Annotated in this window: 13 protein-coding genes; 3 read left to right on the top strand and 10 right to left on the bottom strand. The window is 72.3% G+C overall.

Annotated features, from left to right (window positions below):
- Positions 1-3: 3 nt before the first annotated feature.
- From HS041_RS17235 to mraZ, 5 genes are all read right to left on the bottom strand, one after another.
- Complete coding sequence (locus tag HS041_RS17235; protein ID WP_196441688.1) at positions 4-1,548, bottom strand: UDP-N-acetylmuramoyl-L-alanyl-D-glutamate--2,6-diaminopimelate ligase; 1,545 nt, start codon at positions 1,546-1,548, stop codon at positions 4-6.
- A gap of 40 nt (positions 1,549-1,588) precedes the next feature.
- Positions 1,589-3,265, bottom strand: coding sequence for a peptidoglycan D,D-transpeptidase FtsI family protein (locus HS041_RS17230; protein ID WP_196441687.1), 1,677 nt, complete (start codon positions 3,263-3,265; stop codon positions 1,589-1,591).
- A gap of 755 nt (positions 3,266-4,020) precedes the next feature.
- Positions 4,021-4,413 (bottom strand): cell division protein FtsL, encoded by a 393-nt coding sequence (ftsL, locus tag HS041_RS17225; RefSeq protein WP_501224832.1) that lies wholly within the window; start codon positions 4,411-4,413, stop codon positions 4,021-4,023.
- 187 nt (positions 4,414-4,600) lie between these two features.
- A complete protein-coding gene (rsmH, locus tag HS041_RS17220) occupies positions 4,601-5,605 on the bottom strand; it encodes a 16S rRNA (cytosine(1402)-N(4))-methyltransferase RsmH (protein WP_196441685.1) in 1,005 nt (334 codons plus the stop codon).
- Between the two features lie 308 nt (positions 5,606-5,913).
- Positions 5,914-6,345: a division/cell wall cluster transcriptional repressor MraZ gene (gene mraZ, locus HS041_RS17215; protein WP_184943808.1), complete on the bottom strand. Its 432-nt coding sequence runs from the start codon at positions 6,343-6,345 to the stop codon at positions 5,914-5,916.
- 799 nt (positions 6,346-7,144) lie between these two features.
- Between mraZ and HS041_RS17210 the strand changes: the two genes are divergently transcribed.
- From HS041_RS17210 to HS041_RS17200, 3 genes are all read left to right on the top strand, one after another.
- On the top strand, positions 7,145-8,122 hold the full coding sequence (locus tag HS041_RS17210; protein WP_196441684.1) for an AAA family ATPase: 978 nt from the start codon (positions 7,145-7,147) through the stop codon (positions 8,120-8,122).
- A gap of 67 nt (positions 8,123-8,189) precedes the next feature.
- Positions 8,190-9,446 (top strand): DUF58 domain-containing protein, encoded by a 1,257-nt coding sequence (locus HS041_RS17205; protein ID WP_230879099.1) that lies wholly within the window; start codon positions 8,190-8,192, stop codon positions 9,444-9,446.
- On the top strand, positions 9,443-11,893 hold the full coding sequence (locus HS041_RS17200) for a transglutaminase TgpA family protein (RefSeq protein ID WP_196441682.1): 2,451 nt from the start codon (positions 9,443-9,445) through the stop codon (positions 11,891-11,893). The genes HS041_RS17205 and HS041_RS17200 overlap by 4 nt, the downstream gene beginning before the upstream one ends.
- 116 nt (positions 11,894-12,009) lie before the next feature.
- On the opposite strand, the gene HS041_RS17195 is transcribed toward HS041_RS17200, so the two are convergent.
- From HS041_RS17195 to efp, 5 genes are all read right to left on the bottom strand, one after another.
- Positions 12,010-12,411 carry an SCO2097 family morphological protein gene (locus HS041_RS17195; protein ID WP_196442545.1) on the bottom strand — a complete coding sequence of 134 codons (402 nt, stop codon included), beginning with the start codon at positions 12,409-12,411 and terminating at the stop codon, positions 12,010-12,012.
- Between the two features lie 147 nt (positions 12,412-12,558).
- Positions 12,559-13,779, bottom strand: coding sequence for a DNA polymerase IV (gene dinB / locus HS041_RS17190; RefSeq protein ID WP_196442544.1), 1,221 nt, complete (start codon positions 13,777-13,779; stop codon positions 12,559-12,561).
- A gap of 55 nt (positions 13,780-13,834) precedes the next feature.
- Entirely contained in the window at positions 13,835-14,593 is a 759-nt protein-coding gene (locus tag HS041_RS17185) for a class I SAM-dependent methyltransferase (RefSeq protein ID WP_196441681.1), read from the bottom strand.
- Positions 14,594-14,760: 167 nt separating this feature from the next.
- Positions 14,761-15,171: a transcription antitermination factor NusB gene (gene nusB, locus HS041_RS17180; RefSeq protein WP_196441680.1), complete on the bottom strand. Its 411-nt coding sequence runs from the start codon at positions 15,169-15,171 to the stop codon at positions 14,761-14,763.
- Complete coding sequence (efp, locus tag HS041_RS17175; protein WP_196441679.1) at positions 15,171-15,731, bottom strand: elongation factor P; 561 nt, start codon at positions 15,729-15,731, stop codon at positions 15,171-15,173. Before efp ends, nusB begins: the two co-directional genes overlap by 1 nt.
- Positions 15,732-15,755: the final 24 nt, after the last annotated feature.

Genomic DNA, 15,755 nt, shown 5'->3' with positions numbered 1-15,755 from the left:
TCCCTACTCTCCATGTGTGCTTCGGCGCCCGGTCCGGTTCCGCCGTCTGACGACCGCGTCGGCCACCACCTGCCTGTCGTCGAACGGGAGCACCTGGTCGCCGACGTACTGGCCCTGCTCGTGGCCCTTGCCCGCCACGACGACGACGTCGCCGAAGCCCGCTCTGCCGATGGCCAGGTCGATGGCGGCGGCCCGGTCCGGCTCAATGATCACATGTGCGCGCTCCTCCTCGGGCACGCCGAGGACGCCGTCCATCATCTCGGCCAGGATCCGCAGGGGGTCCTCCGAGCGAGGGTTGTCGCTGGTGAGGATAGCCACATCCGCCAGGCGGGCGGCGGCCTCCCCCATCATCGGGCGCTTGCCCCTGTCGCGGTCGCCGCCGCAGCCCAGCACCACCGTCAGCCTCCCCGCCGTGACCTCGCGCAACGAGCGCAGCACCGACTCCACGGCGCCCGGCTTGTGGGAGTAGTCGACGATCGCCTGGAAGTCCTCGGCGCCCGTGACGCGCTCCATCCGGCCGGGCACCCCGGCCAGGGTGCCCACGCCCGCCACCGCGGTCTGCAACGGCACCCCGGCCTCGACCAGGGAGACGATCGCGCCCAGCGCGTTGGCCACGTTGAAGGGGCCGGGCAAGGCCACCGTGGCGTCCTCCTCGACCCCGCCGGGACCGACGACCCGGAAGGAGCTGCCGTCGGAACCCAGGCGCACGTCCACGGCCCGCCATTCGGCCTCCGGGGAACCCCCGGCGGAGAAGGTGGTCATCGGGATCTTCGCCAGGCCGAGGAGCTCGCGGCCGTGGGCGTCGTCGATGTTGACCACCCCGGTCCGGCTCATCTCGGGCGTGAACAGCCGGGCCTTCGTCGAGAAGTAGTCGTCGAGGTCCTTGTGGAAGTCCAGGTGGTCCTGGGAGAGGTTGGTGAACAGCGCGACGTCGTAGAAGACCGAGTCGACCCGGCCGAGGGCCAGCGCGTGGCTGGAGACCTCCATGGCGGCGGCGGTGACGCCCTGCTCGCGCATGAGGGCGAACAACCCCTGCAGGTCGCTGGCCTCCGGCGTGGTCAGTCTGGGCGCGAAGCGCAGGTCGCCGACGTGGATCTCGACTCCGCCGACCAGCCCGGCCCGGTGACCGGCGGCCCGCAGCCCGGCCTCCAGCAGGAAGGTGGTGGTGGACTTGCCGCTGGTGCCGGTGACGCCGATCACCATCAGGTCCCTGACGGGCTCGCCGTACACCCACGCGGCGACCCGCCCGAGCAGGGCCCTGGGGTCCGGGACCACCAGGACCGGCAGGCCGGTCGCGACCGCGGCCTCGCGGCCCGCCGGGTCGGTCAGGATCGCGGCGGCTCCGGCCGACAGGGCCTGCGCGGCGAAGGACGCGCCGTGGGCGGTGGCCCCGGGCAGCGCGACGTAGAGGTCGCCGCGCCGCACCTGGCGCGAATCTATGGTGATCCCCGACACGGCGGCCAGCGGCGTCCGCGACGTGCCCGAAGGCGCGCCGAGCAGACTCGCTAGCCCCGAGAGCGGCCGGGGTGAGCTGGTTGAGGGTCGCATGGACGACGGGGGACGCACGGCGAGAGCGTACCGTTCCCGCTCATTCCCCGGCGCGTATCCGCACCGAGGGCGGCGTGGTTCCGGTGGGCGGGATCTTCTTGCTCTTCAACGCGAACGTCATCACTTTCTTGAACACGGGAGCGGCGATCTGCCCACCGTAGTGGCCTTCGCGGGGATCCTGGATCACCGCCAGGACCACCAGCCGGGGTTTGTCCGCCGGGGCGAAGCCCACGAAGGTCGCGGTGTAGCCGCAGTAGCCCTGGCAGGCGGCGTCGTAGCGCATCGCGGTGCCGGTCTTGCCCGCGACCCGGTAGCCGTCGATGGCGGCCATCGTACCGGTGCCGTCCTCGCTCACCGCGGCCTCCAGCATCGCGGTGACCTCCCTGGCCGTGCGCTCGCCGACCACCCGGGCCTGGCGGCCCGCCGCCGCGGGCGTGAACGCGCCCTGATCGTCGGTGGTGCCGGCGACGATCGACGGGGTGACCCGCACCCCGCCGTTGGCGATGGTCTGGTAGACGCTGGCCGTCTGCAGCGCCGTGACCGAGATGCCCTGACCGTAGGCGATCGTGCAGCGCTGGCTGCCCGACCAGTCCTGCCACGACGGCAGCAGCCCGGCCTCCTCCCCGTAGAATCCCGCGCCGGGCCTGGAGCCGAACCCGAAGCGGCGGAGCATCTCGTGGAGCTTGCGGTCGCCCACCTTCTCCGCGGCGAGGATCGTGCCCACGTTGCTGGAGGTCGCGACCACCCCGGAGAAGGTCAGCCGCTCGGTGGGATGCGGGTGGGAGTCCCGCAGCACCCGGTCGGCGCACCGGATCTCGTCCTTCACGGTGAACACGGTCTCGGGCCGCACGGCGCCGGACTCCAGCGCGGCGGCGGCGGTGATCACCTTGTTGGTGCTGCCCGGCTCGAAGACGTCGGCCACGGCCCGGTTGACCCAGTTCTCCGCCGGGGCCGCCTCCCAGTTCTTCAGGTCCAGTTCGGGGGCGTTGGCGACGGCCACGAGCCGGCCGGTCTGCACGTCCATCACGATGGCGCTGCCGGTGCGCGCGCCGGTGGCGGCGACCTGCTCGGCGATCGCCTTCTGCGCGGCCCACTGGATGTCCCGGTCGATGGTCAGCCGCACGTCCCGGCCGTCCACCGGCGTCCGGCGGGTGGTGCGGGTCATCGGGATCCGCTGGCCCTTGGCCCCGGTCTCGATGACCTGCTCGCCGTCGCGCCCGGCCAGCAGCCCGTCGTGCAGGAGCTCCAGACCGCTCAGCCCGTTGCCGTCGTCGCCGACGAAGCCGAGCAGGGTCCCGGCGAGGTCGCCGCCGGGGTACTCCCTGAGATACTTGTGCTTGCTCCCGACGCCCTCCAGCTTGTGGCCCAGCACCGTGCCGGCCTTCGTCGGGGTGACGGTCGCGACGGGCACGTAGCGCTTCCTGACGTCTGCGAGCTTGGCCGCGATCTGGTCCTTCGCCACGCCGAGCTCGGCGGCCAGCGTCGCCGCCACCTTGTCGCGCTTCGCGGGCTCGACCACCGCGGGGTCGACGAAGATCTCCCGCGCCTCGACCGTCAGCGCGAGCTCGTGGCCGTTGACGTCGGTGATCGAACCACGCCGGGCCGGGATCTTCTCTCCCTGGACGCGCTGCTTGGCCGCCTCCGTCATGTACACCTTGGAGTCCAGGCCCTGCAGCTGGATCAGGCGGCCGGCGAAGATGGACAGCACGAAGGTCATGACGATCAGGCCGATGTTGATCCGCCTGCCGGGGTTGCCCAGGCGCAGAACCGCGGGCGGGCGCGCCGGCGGCCGGGGGGGCCTGCCGTCCCCGGGGCCCCGTGCGGGCGGGCGCGGTCCGCGCGGCGCCGCGGGCCCCCCGCGGGCGCGGGTGGGATCGGTCTCCTGCCCGTCTCCGCGCCGCACCGGACGGGGGACGCGCCCGGGCGCCGGGCGCGGCGCCTCACGCCCCGCCGGCTTCGGGGCCTGGGGACGCCCGGCCCCGGAGCGCGGAATCTCGGGCCGCCCGGTCCCGGGCCTCGGCCGTTCGGGACGCCCCGACCCGGACGCGGGCCGTTCGGGACGCGGCGGCCTGCCGGGAGTCCCCGTCCGCGGGGTCCCGTCCGTACGGCTCCGCCGCGTGCTCTCGTCCGCGCGACGCTGCCGCGGCGCCTCCTCACGCCGGGACGGCCTGCCCGGCCGGTCCTGGCCGCCGGAGGGTCGCGGTCGCCCCGGCACGCCGCCGTCCGCCGGCTCGGGACGTCCCGGCCTGGCGGATCCGCCCCTCTCGCCCGGCGATCCGGGCCTGCCCGGCCTGTTCCTGCCGCCCGGCGATCCGGGCCCGCCCGGCTCGTCCCGGTCGCCGGGAGAGCCGGGCCTGCCCGTGCCCTCCGGTCCGTCGGACCGCCCGGTCCCCTCGGGGCGGCCGGTGCGTCCCGGGCCCCGACGGCCGGAACCGCCGCGGCCCGGGCCCGGGCCACGGCCGCCGCTGTCCTTCACCGGCCCGCGCCCGCCCCTGCTCCCTGTTCCACCGGCGCCTGGCCGTCAGGGGAGCCGTCGGGGTCGATCACGTGGATGGAGTCCCAGTCGGGCCTCTGGTTGTTGCGCTGCTCGGCGTCCTCCGCGATCGCGCCCGGCATCTTCTTCCGGGCGTTGGCGTTCTTCCGCTCCTCCTTCTGCTGAGCGAGCTCGTTGTTCGCCTTGCGCAGGTCGCTCTCCCGGAAGGAGCCCTCGGCCAGGACGGTGTTCAGCAGCAGCAGGGTGATCAGGCCGCCGCAGAGCAGCCCGACCACGAGCAGGACGAAGGGAGCACGCGGCGCGCGCCCGCGGCGGCGCGGCGCGGCCGGTGACTGAGCCCCCGCGGTCCCCGGAGTCCGTGCGGCCCCCACGGCCCCCACGGACTCCCGGCTCGCGGGCCGTACGACGGGCGCGTCCCCACCCGGCGCGGGCCGGGCGGCGGGCACCACCGCGACCCGGGCCTTTCCCGCCGGGGCGGGCCTGCGGGCCTGCGTCGTCGCGCGGGGGACACGTACGGGTCGTCCACCGCGGCTGGGCACGGCGCGGCGGACGTCTGGCTCACTCCTCGTCAACTGCCTCACGGATCCTCTCTGCCGCCCTGCATCGGGCGGAGGCCGCCCGCGGGTTGCGGGCCACCTCCTCTTCGCTCGGGAGCTCTGCTCCCCTCGTCAGGAGCGCGAACCTCGGCTGGTGGGCCGGGAGCGGGACGGGCAGGCCGGGTGGGCCGGTGTCCCTGGTCCGCGCCGTGAGGACCTGCTTGGTCAGCCGGTCCTCGAGGGAGTGGTAGGCGAGCACGACGACGCGCCCGCCGAGCGTCAGCGCGTCGAGCGCGGCGGGCAGCGCCCGTTCCAGTGCTGTCAACTCCGCGTTCACCTCGATTCGCAACGCCTGAAAAGTCCTTTTTGCGGGGTTTCCCCCAGTACGTCGGGTTGCGGCGGGGATCGCCGTACGGACGATCTCCGCAAGCCGCTTGGTAGACGTTATGGCTTCCCTGCCCCTTTCCTTTGCGATTAGGTGCGCGACACGCGGGGCGAATCTTTCCTCGCCGTAATCCCGGAGGATCCGGATCAACTCGGCGACGGGGTAGGTGTTGACGACGATCTCGGCCGTCAGCTCCTCGTCCCGGTCCATCCGCATGTCCAGCGGCGCGTCGTAGGAGTAGGCGAAGCCGCGCTCGGCCTCGTCGAGCTGGGGCGAGGAGACGCCCAGGTCGAACAGGGCGCCGTCGATCCGAGGCCGGCCGGCCTCGGCCAGCACCTCGGGCAGTTCGTCCGAGACTGCGCGGACCAGCGTGATCCGGTCGGCGTACGGCGCGAGCCGGGCGGTGGAGCGCTCGATGGCGGTGGGATCACGGTCGATCCCGATGAGGTGGAGCGAGGGGTGCGCGGCCAGCAGCGCCTCGGCGTGGCCGCCGAGGCCGAGATTGGCGTCGACGACGACGGGTTCTGGCCGGGCCAGCGCGGGGGCCAGCAACTCGAGCACGCGGTCGAGCATCACGGGTATGTGCGCGGGCACCTGACCGCCCGCCGCCCGGAGATCGGATCTGTCGTTGTCGGCGCGCATGAGGCGCTACCCCCCTCTTGCCGCGGCACTCGGGGATGCGCGGCGGACGTTCATCGGTGCGGTGGAGCCTTTTCCTGCAGACGGGGCGACAAAGCGGCGCGGCGCCACCTGGGCGCCGCGCGACAGAGGGCGGAGTTGTCGGGAAAGGCTCTTACCGCCCCCGCGCCGGGCCGTCCGGCCAGGTCCCCATCCGCACCCGCGTATCCGCTCGCCACCTGACACCGGGGAAGGTGCATCAGCTGACGTGCGGCTGGTTGCGGGTGGAGACCTCGCCGAACGACGTGTTCACCGATGAGTCGACCGTGGAATCACAGAATCCCTGGCAGCACCTCCTCCGACAGATCGGAGAAAGCCTGCTCTTGGTCGGCCAGATAGGTGTCCCATGCCTGCGCGTCCCAGATCTCCAACCGGGTGTTGGCTCCGATGACCACGCAGTCACGGCGCAGGCTGGCGTATTCGCGCAGAGCCGGCGGGATGGTGACGCGTCCCTGCTTGTCGGCGACCTCGTCAGACGCGCTGGCGAAGAAGACACGACTGTAGTCACGGACCGCCTTGGCGGTCACCGGCGCGGTGCGCAGAGCCTCGGTGATGCGTCTGAACTCCTCTACGGGAAAGACGTAGAGGCAGCGCTCCTGGCCTTTGGTGATCACCAGACCCTCCGCCAGCTCCTCACGGTACTTCGCCGGCAGGAACAGCCGTCCCTTGTCGTCGAGGCGCGGATGATGGGTGCCGAGGAACACCGGCCCCACCTCCCGTGCCTAGTGGAGTGCTCAGCGCTGCACTACTCCTCCACAGCCCCTGCCCTCCACTGCGCACCACCATACTCCACTTCTCTCCACCGTCAACTGATTCGGGCCGGACACGCGTCCGAAATGGTCGATATTTCCCCAGGTCAGAGGGGGTGGGGCAGAGTGGAGCGGGTACGAGGCCCCTCGGCGCCGCGGGCGTGTCGGAGCGGCCCGGCGATCACGCCGGCGGCGCGCCCCCGGCGAAGGGACACGGAAGGCCCGGCATGCCGCTGTCCCGTGTCATGAAATCGGCACATCCAGCGTGCGGGAATGCAACGATCGTCCTTCACACTGTGGCATGTTCATCCGAAAACGTCCTTGATGCCCGCATAAAGTCGCTCTGGAACTCGCGGCATCGTAGTGTCGGCAGTCACAATTGGAATAAGGACGACCGAGTCCCTGGGGGTACCTGACGAATGCTGCCCGACACGAGTGCGGGTCCGGACGGCGCCGCAGGGCGAAGGCGGCCGCAGCCGGAACTGCGGCCGGCGGCGCCGTGGTGGGGCCCTACCGCGGCGCACGCGGCGGGGCACGGCTCCCGGACGTTCCCCCACCCCATACCCGCGACGGGAAACCGCCGCACCTCCGCGCCCCCTCCGTTTCCCGAAGGCGGCGGCCTCTCGTCCGCCCCGGCCGGAGGCGGGCGACGGCCAGACCCTGATCGTTTCGAGCCCCGAGACCATGACAGGGAAGCGACTCCCCTGCCGGGCGGATCCGGCAGTCCCCTCGATAGAAGAACGATGGAGGCCCGGTGGCAGTAACCCAAGACGTCCCACCTCAGCTCGACGACCTGGTGGCCACCGCGCACCGGATCCGCGAGGCGATCGAGTCGGTCATCGAGGGTAAGAGCGATGTCGTCCGCCTGACCCTGACCGTCCTGCTCGCAGAGGGCCACCTGCTCATCGAAGACGTGCCGGGCGTCGGCAAGACCATGCTCGCCAAGGCGCTGGCACGGTCCATCGACTGCCCGGTGCGCCGCGTCCAGTTCACCCCCGACCTGCTGCCCAGCGACATCACGGGGGTGAGCGCCTACAACCAGCAGACGCGGGAGTTCGAGTTCAAGCCCGGCCCGGTGTTCGCCAACATCGTGGTCGGCGACGAGATCAACCGGGCCTCGCCCAAGACGCAGTCGGCCCTTCTGGAGTGCATGGAGGAGCACCAGGTCACCGTCGACGGCACGACCTACCGGCTGGACGCCCCCTTCATGGTCATCGCCACCCAGAACCCGATCGAGATGGAGGGCACCTATCCCCTCCCCGAGGCGCAGCGTGACCGTTTCACCGCGCGGATCGCGATGGGGTACCCCGAGCCCGCCGCCGAGCTGGAGATGCTCGACGTGCACGGCGCCACCTCCCCGATCGACAAGCTGGAGCCGGTGGCCACCACCGCCGAGGTCCGGGCGCTGATCGAGGCGGTGCGCGCGGTCTACGTCTCGCAGGCGATCAAGAAGTACGCGATCGACCTGGTGACCGCCACCCGGCACTCCCCCGAACTGCGGCTCGGCGCCTCCCCGCGATCGACCCTGCAGCTCGTCCGCGCCGCCCGGGCGCACGCCGCGCTCTCCGGGCGCGACTACGTCATCCCCGACGACCTGCAGGCCCTGTGCGTCCCGGTCCTGGCCCACCGCCTGCTGCCCAGCGTCGAGGCCCAGGGCCAGCGCCGCCTGCCCGAACAGGTGATCGCCGACCTGGTCCGCCGGGTGCCCGTTCCCGAGGCACAGGCGCGATGAGCGGGCGAGCCGGCGGGCGCGGCGGCATCCGGGCCCGCGTCCCCGGACCGGTGAAGGCGGTGACGTGATGACCGGGCTGAGAGCGCTCACCGCCCGCGGCAGGTCCTTTCTCGCCTCGGGCGTCGCGGCGCTGGTGTGCGCCTTCGTCCTCGGAGAGCACGACCTGCTCCGGGTCGGCGTGCTGGTCGTCTCCCTGCCGCTGCTCGCGGCCATGGTGGTGGCCCGCACCCGCTACCGGCTGAGCTGCGCGCGCCGGCTCGACCCGCCTCGCGCCGAGGTGGGGGGCGAGGCCACCGTGACCCTTCGGCTGGAGAACGTCACGCGGCTCCCCACCGGCCTGCTGATGATCGAGGACACCGTCCCCTACGCGCTCGGCGCCCGTCCCAGGTTCGTCCTGGACCGCGTGGAGCCCCGGGGCATCCGGGAGATCGACTACCGGGTCCGCTCCGACCTGCGCGGCCGGTTCACCATCGGCCCGCTCTCCATCCGGATCAGCGACCCCTTCGGCCTGGTCGAGCTGACCCGGTCGTTCACCGTCAGCGACACCCTGGTGGTGACGCCGCAGGTGGTGGCGTTGCCCCACGTCCGCCTGTCCGGCGAGTGGACCGGCGGGGGCGACAGCCGTACCAGGAGCGTGGCGGCCGCGGGTGACGACGACGTCGCGCCCCGCGAGTACCGCCAGGGCGACGACCTGCGGCGGGTGCACTGGCGTTCGACCGCCAGGTACGGCGAGCTGATGGTCCGGCGTGAGGAGCAGCAGTGGCAGAGCCGTGGCGCGCTCCTGCTGGACACGCGCAGATACGCGCACCGGGGCGAGGGCCCGCGCTCGTCCTTCGAGGTGGCGGTCTCGGCTGCGGCCTCCATCGGCGTCCATCTGTCCCACGAAGGGCTCGGGCTGCGGCTGGTCACCGACCAGGGCGCCGAACACCTGACCGACACCGGGCTGAGCTGGTCGTTACTGGACACCCTCGCGGTGGTGCGGACCAGCTCCGCGCGGTCGCTGGAGTACGGCATCGGCGCCCTGCGGCAGGGCGGCGGCGACGGCCTGATCGTGGCCGTGCTGGGCGGCGTCACCGTCGAGGAGGCGCAGGGCCTCGCCCGGCTCAGGCACGGCAACGTGACCGGCGTGGCCGTGATGCTGGACGTGGCCGGCTGGGAGCGGTCCGAGCTCGGTGACGGACAGGAGTACCAGGCGGCGCAGGCGGTGCTCGCCGGAGCGGGCTGGCGCATCGTACGGCTGCCCGCGGGCGCCTCGATCGCGGGCGTGTGGCCGGACGCCGCGCAGCGCGGGCGGTTCGCAGTCAGCGGAGGTGGCGGCTCATGAGACTTCCCGTCGCGGCGGGCGCGGCCACCGGAGCGGTCGCCCTCGCCCTCTACCCCCTCTTCCAGACCGGCACCTGGTTCTGGACGAGCCTGGGCGCCATCCTCGTGGTGACCGCGGTCGGTGTGCTGGCCAGCCGCTACACGCTGCCGGTCTGGCCGGCGCCCGTGGCCCAGCTCGCCGCGTTCTCGGTCTACCTGACGGCGGTGTTCACCGGAGACGCGGCGTGGGGCCGGGTGGTGCCCACCAAGGAGTCGGTCGTCGAGCTGGCCAAGCTGACGGCCGCCGGCTTCGCCGACATCCAGCGGTTCGCCGTCCCCGTTCCGGAAAGGCCCGGAATCGTCCTGCTGACGTGCAGCGGCGTCGGACTGATCGCGATACTGGTCGACTTCTTCGCCTCCCGGCTGCGACGGAGCGCGCTGGCCGGGCTGCCGCTGCTCTCGCTGTTCGTGGTGCCCGCCTCGTTCATCAGCGACCCCCTCAGCTGGCCGACGGTCGTCGTCGCCGCCCTGGGCTTCCTCGGGCTGCTCGCCGCCGACGGGCGGGAGCGGATCGCCCACTGGGGGCGGGCGGTGCTGGTGCGCCGGACGCCGTCCTTCGTCGCCCCCCGGCCCGCCGCGGAGACCGGGACGCTGCGGCTGTCGGGCAAGCGGGTCGGATTCGCCGCGATCGTGCTGGCCGTCCTGCTGCCCTCGATGCTGCCCACCCTGGAGCCCAGCCCGCTGTTCGGGTTCGGTGTGGGGAACGGCACGGGCCGGGGCGGCAACTCCATCGGCATCCCGAACCCGATGGTCAACCTGCGGGGAGCCCTGTCGCTCCCGGCCAACTCCACTATCCTGGCCTACACCAGCAGCGACAGCGGTTCCCGCTACCTGCGGCTGTACTCGCTGGACGTCTTCGACGGCGACCAGTGGACGATGTCGCCGCCGAAGGGCCGGCCCGAGGACCGCACCTCGGAGGGGCCGCTGCCTCCCGCTCCCGGCCAGGGCGCGAGCGTGCCCGCCGCCCCGGTGACCACCAAGGTCGCGGTGAGCGAGGAGGTCAGGAAGATGAGCTTCCTGCCCCTGCCGTACCCGGCCGCCCAGGTGCGCATCGAGGGCGACTGGCGGGCCGACGCGGACACCCTCATGGTGTTCTCGACCACGGACACCGCCGAGGGCTCCTCCTACGAGGTCCTCAGCAACGAGCCCCGTCCCACCGCGGCGGTGCTCACCACCGCCGGGCCCGCCTCCCAGGCGATCGCCGACAGGTACCTGCGGCTGCCCGACGACCTCCCTCCCGAGATCATCACGCTGGCCTCGCAGGTGACCGAACCGGACGCCACCGACTACGAGCAGGCGATCCAGCTCCAGGAGTTCTTCACCTCCAAGGGGGGGTTCAGCTACAGCCTGGCCACGCAGGGGCACGGCGGCCCCGCGCTGACGGACTTCCTGATCCGCAGCCGGGCCGGGTACTGCGAGCAGTTCGCCGCCTCGATGGCCGTGCTGGCCCGGATCCTCGGCATCCCCGCCCGGGTCTCCGTCGGCTACACCGGCGGCACCAACATCGCCGGGCGGTGGACCGTGCGCACGCACGACCTGCACGCCTGGCCGGAGCTCTACTTCGAGGGGACGGGCTGGCTGCGCTTCGAGCCCACCCCGTCGGGCGCCACCGGGCAGGGCACGGCGACCGTGCCGATCTACACCCAGCCGGCGGTCGACACCGGCGGGAGCGACGAGCCGACGACGCGCCCCAGCTCCGGTCCCACCGGCGGCGACCTGCCCAGCGGGTCGGCGAACAGCCCCCGCAACCCGATGCTCGAGCGCGACTTCGGCGGCGTGCCCATCGCGGTGGAGGAGGGGACCCCGCTGGCCGTGAAGATCGGCCTCGGAGTCGCGGCCGCGCTGCTGGTCGCGCTGGTCCCCGCGATGCTCCGCTGGGGGGTGCGGCTCAGCCGCCGCCGCGTCTACTCCCGCCGTCCGGCTCAGAGCGAGACGGCCGCGGTCGAGGAGAGGGGCAGGGAGGCGGCCCGGGGCTCCACCCGCGTCACGGCGGTCCGGAGCAACCGTGGCCAGGCCACGGTGGCGGCCGCCTGGGCGGAACTCGACGACGCCCTGTGCGACTACGGCATGACCCGGCAGCCGAGCGAGAGTCCCCGGGCCCTGGCCCGGCGGCTGAGCGAGCAATACGAGTTCGACGCGGACGCCACCGCCTCGATGACCAGGATCGCCGAAGCGGTCGAGCGGATGCTCTTCGCCCGGACGCTCGGGGAGACCGGTTCGCTCCGCGAGGACGTCCGCCGGGTACGGCGGGCGCTGGCGGGCGCGGTGTCACGGGGCAGGCGGATCCGGGCGGCGCTGCTGCCCCCGTCCACGCTCCTGCGGATCCGGACGATGGGCACCCGCCTGCTCGACGGCTTCGACCGCCTGGAGAACATCCGGTTCGGGCGGCCGGCACGCCGCAACGCCTGACCGCGCGGCCCGGCGGGAGAGAAGCCGGGCAGGCGGCGGTGCAGGCGAGGTCATACGTGAGTCGCCCCCCAACCGGGGGGCGACTCACGTATGACAGCTGAAGCCGGGGAAGGAGATCAGCGCTCGTCGTGGCGACGGCGCCAGCGCTCTTCCATCCGCTCCATGAAGCCGGGCCGGGAGCCGCCACGGCGCCCCACCCTGCCTCCCTGCTGTTCGGCGGACGGGGTCGCTGTGGACTCACCGAACCCGTTCATCCGCTTCCAGCTGGACAAACCCCAAAGACACGCAGCGAGCATGACCACGAAACCGCCGACGCCGAGCGGGATGAGGTTGATCACGACGCCGACCATCAACAGGACGACGCCCAGGATGAAGCCGATGGAGGCCTTCACCAGACGACGCTTGTAGTGGCTGCGCGGATCACTGATCCTTACGGTATTGGCCCACTTCGGGTCCTCGGCGTAGAGGGCCTGCTCGATCTGTTCGAGCAGGCGCTGCTCGTGCTCAGAGAGCGGCACGGCGCCTCCCAAGGACAGCCCCAGGACGGGGAAGACGGTGACGGACGACACGGGGTGTCCGAACCTCGCGGTCGGTTATCCCCAGAATACGAGGCTGTAGACGTAGACGAAAGAAAACGTCCAACGTAGTCCAAACCGGAGGCGACGTCATAGATCCACTCCATCGGTCGGCGGGCGGACGAGTGAGGCGGGAAGCACCGCGTCACGACCGAATCTCCGGGCGGCCCGATCCATCGCCCGCTCGGCCTCCCGCCAGCCCGTCTCGCGTTCTCCGAGGCTGAGCTGCCTGGTCGCCCCGTCGGCGGGAAGCAGGTTCTCCACCCGCACCCCGACCAGGCGGAGCCTCGTTTTTTCCAGGCCGGAAGCGGCATATAGGTCACAGGCGACCGCGTAGAGCTCTTGGGCGACGTCCGTGGCGTCCCTGAGGGTCCGGGATCGCGAGAGGGTCGTGAAGTCGGCGCGGCGGAGCTTGACGCTGATCGTGCGGCCGACGTGGCCTCCCTCCCGGAGCCTGGCGGCGACCCGCTCCGAGAGGCGGAGCAGCTCCCTGCGGATCCGCACCGGGTCGTCGATATCTGTGACGAATGTCTCTTCGGCCCCGATGCTCCGGTCGGGCACGTGAGGTGTCACCCGGCGCTCGTCGCGCCCCCAGGCGAGCTCCCGGAGGTGGGTGCCGGCCGCCTGGCCGAGCTCGCGCTGGAGCGTCTCCACGGGGGTCCCGGCGAGGTCACCGACGGTTCTGATGCCGAGCCGCAGCAGAGACCGCTCCGTGCGCTCTCCGACGCCCCACAGAGCCCCCACCGGCAGCGGGTGGAGGAAGTCCACCACCCGGGCGGCCGGGACCACGAACAGCCCGTCGGGTTTGGCGTGCCGCGAGGCCAGCTTGGCCACGAACTTGCTGCTCGCCACCCCGACCGAGCAGGTGATCCGGTGCTCCGCCGCGACCCGCTCGCGGATCATTGCGGCGATCGCGGCGGGCCGGCCGAGCCGCTTGCGCGCCCCGCCGACGTCGAGGAAGGCCTCGTCGGAGGCGATCGGCTCCACCTCTGGGGTGAAGGTGCCGAAGAGCTCCATGACCTTCCGGGAGACCTCGGTGTATTTGCCGTGGCTCGGCGGGATGATCACTGCCCTGGGGCAGAGCCGGCGGGCCTGGGTCATGGGCATCGCCGAGTGCACGCCGAACCTCCTCGCCTCGTAGGTGGCGCTGAGGACCACGCCCCGCGCGCCCGGCGCGCCGACGATGACGGGGACGCCGCTGAGCTCGGGGCGCTCGCGGAGCTCGACGCTGGCGAAGAAGGCGTCCATGTCCACATGGAGGATCGGGCAGCCCGTGTCGTCGTCACCCAGATGCGACTCCGGGTGCGCCATCTGCTGTTTCCTCGACACGGCGCCATCCTATGGGAACACCCGTTCGGTGCAAGCCTCACCGGTGACCGAGAACGTGCAGCTGGGTGGCGATGTCCCGGAGGACCGGATGGGCGGCCGCCGCCTGCTCCAGGGCGACCAGGGCGCTGGCCGCGCCCGGCTCGCCGTCGAGCAGCCTGCTCGGCACGAGGTCGGCGAAGATCCGCACACCGTGCACCTCCCCGGGCCGGAACCCGGTGGCACCCAGGAGCTCGACCAGCGCCTCGCGGGTGAACCGCCGCGGCGTGGGATCGCGGTCCCCCCAGCGCCCCTCGGGGTCGTCGAGGACCTGACGGGCCTCGTCGAACCGGCCCGCGACCGAGCGGTGCAGCGCGGCGGCGAGCGGGTTGGCGGCCAGCACGCTGATCACACCGCCCTCGCGCACCAGGCCGGCCATGGCCGCCAGCGCGCTGACGGGATCCTCGACGTACTCCAGCACGCTGTGGCAGAGCACCAGGTCGGCTCCGTCGGCCGGGAGGAGGTCCCCCAGGTCGGCGGCATCACCCTGCAGCGCCCGCACACTCACCCCGGCCTCGGCGGCACGGCGCTCCAGCGCGGCCAGCGAGTCGGGGCTGGGGTCGACGACCGTGACGGCATGCCCGAGCCCTGCCAGGGGAACGGCGAACCCTCCGGTCCCGCCGCCCGCGTCGACGATGTCCAGCCGGTCGCGGCCGGTCGCGGCCACCCGGCCGGCCAGCGCCGCCCGCAGGACGTCCCAGACGACGGCGGTGCGAACCGCCGGGGTGCCTGCCTGCCTCGAGAGGCCTACGGCATGCAACTTCAGATCGCCTCCTCTATCGGTGACCAGCCCAGCTTACGCCGCGCGGCCCCCGCAGCCGTCCATGCGATCCGTACCCGCCCTTGGCGAGTCTTTTGCGGGGCGGAAGGAGGGGGCGGGGAAAGGGAGGCAGGCCCGCGGGGACCGGGTCGGCCCCGCGAGCGCCGCTACAGGGACAGCGACGGCTTGAGCTGCTTGAACCGGGCCAGCAGGCCGTTGACGAACTGCGGCGACTCATCCGTCGACAGCTCCGCGGCCAGCCCGACCCACTCGCTGATGACGACGCCCTCGGGGACGTCGGGCATCCAGAGCAGCTCGTAGGTGCCGCCGCGGAGCAGGTTGCGGTCGACCGCGGGCATGCGGTCGAGCGTCCAGCCCTCGGCGTAGGTGGTGATCAGCTCGTCGATGCGCGCCCGGTGCCGGCACACGCCCTCGACGAGCGCCGCGGTGTACTCGTTGACCGGCGGGTCTTTCCTCTCCACGCGCTCGGCGAGGACGCCCAGCGGGTCCTCGCCGCGCGCCTCGGACTCGAACAGGATGTCCAGCGCGCGACGGCGCGCCTTACCCCGTGCTGACATCAGGCGCGGCCGAGGTAATCGCCGGTGCGGGTGTCGACCTTGACCTTCTCGCCGGTCGTGATGAACAGCGGGACCTTGATCTCCGCACCGGTCTCCAGCTTGGCGGGCTTGGTGCCGCCGGTGGAGCGGTCGCCCTGGAGACCGGGCTCGGTCTCGGCGATGATCAGCTCGACGGCCGCGGGCAGGTCGACGTAGAGCACGTTGCCCTCGTTGATCGCCACGGTGGCGAGCATGTTCTCCAGCAGGTAGTTGGCGGCGTCGCCGACCGCGGCCCGGGAGACGTGCATCATGTCGTAGGTCTCGGTGTCCATGAAGACGAACTCTTCGCCGTCCATGTAGGAGAACTGCATCTCACGCTTGTCGACGTTGGCCACCTCGACCTTGACGCCCGCGTTGAAGGTCTTGTCGACGACCTTGCCCGACATCACGTTCTTCAGCTTGGTGCGCACGAAGGCGCCACCCTTGCCGGGCTTGACGTGCTGGAACTCCACAACCGTCCAGAGCTCACCGCCCTCGAGCTTGAGCACGAGGCCGTTTTTGAGGTCGTTCGTCGTCGCCACTGGTTTCTCCTGCGTACGGCCGCT

Origin of the sequence: Planomonospora sp. ID67723, from assembly GCF_015711605.1 — a bacterium.
Lineage (GTDB): Bacteria > Actinomycetota > Actinomycetes > Streptosporangiales > Streptosporangiaceae > Planomonospora_A.
The sequence above is the reverse complement of the archived record's forward strand: the minus strand, read 5'-3'. Positions and strand labels throughout refer to the sequence as shown.

Coding starts and splice junctions, on each gene's coding strand:
- HS041_RS17200 (WP_196441682.1), top strand. CDS start 9,443: ATGAGACTTCCCGTCGCGGCGGGCGCGGCCACCGGAGCGGTCGCCCTC.
- HS041_RS17205 (WP_230879099.1), top strand. CDS start 8,190: ATGACCGGGCTGAGAGCGCTCACCGCCCGCGGCAGGTCCTTTCTCGCC.
- nusB (WP_196441680.1), bottom strand. CDS start 15,171: ATGTCAGCACGGGGTAAGGCGCGCCGTCGCGCGCTGGACATCCTGTTC.
- rsmH (WP_196441685.1), bottom strand. CDS start 5,605: ATGCGCGCCGACAACGACAGATCCGATCTCCGGGCGGCGGGCGGTCAG.
- dinB (WP_196442544.1), bottom strand. CDS start 13,779: ATGGCGCACCCGGAGTCGCATCTGGGTGACGACGACACGGGCTGCCCG.
- HS041_RS17235 (WP_196441688.1), bottom strand. CDS start 1,548: ATGCGACCCTCAACCAGCTCACCCCGGCCGCTCTCGGGGCTAGCGAGT.
- HS041_RS17230 (WP_196441687.1), bottom strand. CDS start 3,265: ATGACCTTCGTGCTGTCCATCTTCGCCGGCCGCCTGATCCAGCTGCAG.